Source organism: Rhodococcus sp. NPDC127527, assembly GCF_042672245.1.
GTDB lineage: Bacteria > Actinomycetota > Actinomycetes > Mycobacteriales > Mycobacteriaceae > Rhodococcus_G.
Genome location: NZ_JBHXVP010000033.1, coordinates 1 through 2,399 on the forward strand (window position 1 = coordinate 1; position 2,399 = coordinate 2,399).

Here is a 2,399-nt window from a genome sequence, read left to right on the forward strand (position 1 = left end):
GCCCCAACCGGGGGCGTGGTTTTTGTTTTGGGATACTGGGGGGCACGGGCGGCCGCGCTGATTCCAAACTCCCCCCCCCCCCACCCCCGGGGTGGGGGGCGGCGCGGTGTTACGGGGCGCCCCCGGCTAGTAGCTCGACCCGCCTCAGGCAGCGATGTCGACACGGGCGGGGACGACCGGGCGGCGGTCGGCTTCCACAGGATCCGTGCCAACCAGACGCCACTCGGCGCGCTGTTCGTACTCGTCGGCGGAGATGTTCCCGGCCAGGTACTCGGCCAGGTCCACGATCTGCTCGCGGCTCACGTCCCCGGACGCGTCGTCGGCCAGCGCCTGCGACAGGACCCACCGGTCCGGCTCGCTCAGCGGTTCCCACAGCTCCGGCCAACGTCGCTCGTACTCGCAGGAATTCGACACGGTCGGCACCTTCCGCCCTCGCTCAGCGGCCCTGTCCGTTCGGACAGGCCTCGTCACTCCGGCCCGGCGACCATACTGCGGAAACCTCACCTCAGCGCCTTGCCGCACCAGCCACAGTGCCCTGCGGCGCGGATACGCAACAGGGGAGGAATACCTGGAAACATGCCTGCTTTCCGGACCCGGACACGGCCGGACCGATCAGGAATCGAGAAGCGCCGACAACGAGCCGCGCCTAGCGTGATCGTCATGGACATCACCATTCACTCAGCTTTCCTGCCGCACACCGACCACGAGGCCTCGCTGGCCTTCTACCGGGACATTCTCGGGTTCGAGGTCCGCAAGGAGGTCGGCTACAACGGGATGTACTGGATCACTGTCGGTCACCCGGACCAGCCCGGCACCTCCCTGGTCCTGCACCCGCCTGCCGCCGATCCAGGTATCACCGACGACGAGCGTCGCACGATCACCGAGATGATGGCGAAGGGGACGTACGCGATCCTCACCATGGCCACCCCGGACCTCGACGCGACCTTCGCGCAGCTCGAGTCCAGCGGCGCCGAGATCGTCCAGGAACCGATCGAACAGCCGTACGGCATCCGCGACTGTGCCGTACGGGATCCCGCAGGCAACCTGATCCGAATCAACGAGGTGAACTGAACATGACCACCATCGAATCCCTCACCGTCGAGTCCGTCACCCTCGAAGTCCCCGATCCCGCGGCCGCCGAGAGCTTCTACGCCGCCTTCGGCGTCGGCGAGCACGTGCGTGTGCGCGCCGCGGAGGCACCGACCACCGGGTCCCGCGGCTACACGCTGTCCCTGGTGGTGTCCCAGCCGCACAACGTCGATGCCTTCGTCGCGGCAGCCCTCGACGGCGGCGCCACCACGATCAAGCCGGCCAAGAAGGGGTTCTGGGGGTACGGCGGCGTCGTCCAGGCGCCGGACGGCGCGATCTGGAAGGTGGCGACGTCGTCGAAGAAGAACACCGGACCGGCCACCCGGCAGTTCGACGATCTCGTGCTGTTGCTCGGTGTCGAAGACGTCAAGGCCAGCAAGCAGTTCTACATCGATCGCGGGCTGACCGTGGCGAAGAGCTTCGGCCGCAAGTACGTCGAGTTCGAGGCCGCGCCCGCGAAGGTCAAGCTGGCCCTCTACGGCCGCCGCGCCCTGGCCAAGGACGCCGGGGTCTCCCCGGAGGGCAGCGGGTCGCACCGGATCGTGCTCGGCGGCGCCGCCGGATCGTTCACCGACCCGGACGGTTTCACGTGGGAGACCACGCAGGCCTGAGTGCCGTCACCTGCCCGGGGTACCCGTTGTCGGCGAGGCCGGTCCGAGCCGGCGGCAGGGGCCCTGGTGCAGGCGGATTTCTCCGTGCACCCCAGGGCGTACTGCGACACCTTCGACCCGGCGAGCCGGCGAGCACGAACCGCCCGGTCTCCGGCGGTAACCCGGCCAACGTCGTGTGACGGGTGGGCCACCGGCTGAGCCCGTCGCCAACGAGTTCGTCCGGCACACTCGTTTTGACGGGGCCTGCGATCTGCCCTAGAGTCCCCCGCCATGTGTGTCCAGCCTGCCAAGAAAGCCCGCGAGAGGCTGCATCCTGGCTTGGTCTGGATCCAGAGACGGTGAGAATTCCCGTCCGCACATAGCCGTACCGCCGCGACGCGCACACTTGCGCGAGCGGTTCCGCCCCACCCCCAGCAGTAGGCCTCGCGCGGTCGCTGCCGATCCGTGGGTGGCAGCGATCGCGCACAGGGACACGTGACGACCTCCGTCGGCTTTGCCCATTTCGAAGAGACCGATCGCAGCCAGTGCCGCCGTCCACGCCGCTGCCAGGTCGGTCGACTCTCGCCAATTTCTTTGCAGGAGAACAACTATGATTGCAACCACGGACCTCGAAGTTCGTGCCGGTGTGCGGACCCTCCTCACCGCGCCCGGTCCAGCCCTGCGTGTGCAGGCGGGTGACCGCATCGGACTCGTCGGCCG

General features: G+C 68.3%; 3 protein-coding genes. 2 read left to right on the forward strand and 1 reads right to left on the reverse strand.

Annotated elements, in window-relative coordinates:
- Nucleotides 1-144: 144 nt before the first annotated feature.
- Nucleotides 145-414 carry a hypothetical protein gene (locus tag ACFVH2_RS24905; protein ID WP_378428730.1) on the reverse strand — a complete coding sequence of 90 codons (270 nt, stop codon included), beginning with the start codon at nt 412-414 and terminating at the stop codon, nt 145-147.
- Nucleotides 415-660: 246 nt separating this feature from the next.
- Here ACFVH2_RS24905 and ACFVH2_RS24910 point away from each other — a divergent pair, with 246 nt between their 5' ends.
- Both ACFVH2_RS24910 and ACFVH2_RS24915 read left to right on the forward strand, forming a co-directional pair.
- Complete coding sequence (locus tag ACFVH2_RS24910; protein WP_378428732.1) at nt 661-1,071, forward strand: VOC family protein; 411 nt, start codon at nt 661-663, stop codon at nt 1,069-1,071.
- A 2-nt stretch (nt 1,072-1,073) separates the two neighbouring features.
- A complete protein-coding gene (locus ACFVH2_RS24915; protein WP_378428734.1) occupies nt 1,074-1,700 on the forward strand; it encodes a glyoxalase in 627 nt (208 codons plus the stop codon).
- Nucleotides 1,701-2,399: the final 699 nt, after the last annotated feature.

Coding starts and splice junctions, on each gene's coding strand:
- ACFVH2_RS24910 (WP_378428732.1), top strand. CDS start 661: ATGGACATCACCATTCACTCAGCTTTCCTGCCGCACACCGACCACGAG.
- ACFVH2_RS24915 (WP_378428734.1), top strand. CDS start 1,074: ATGACCACCATCGAATCCCTCACCGTCGAGTCCGTCACCCTCGAAGTC.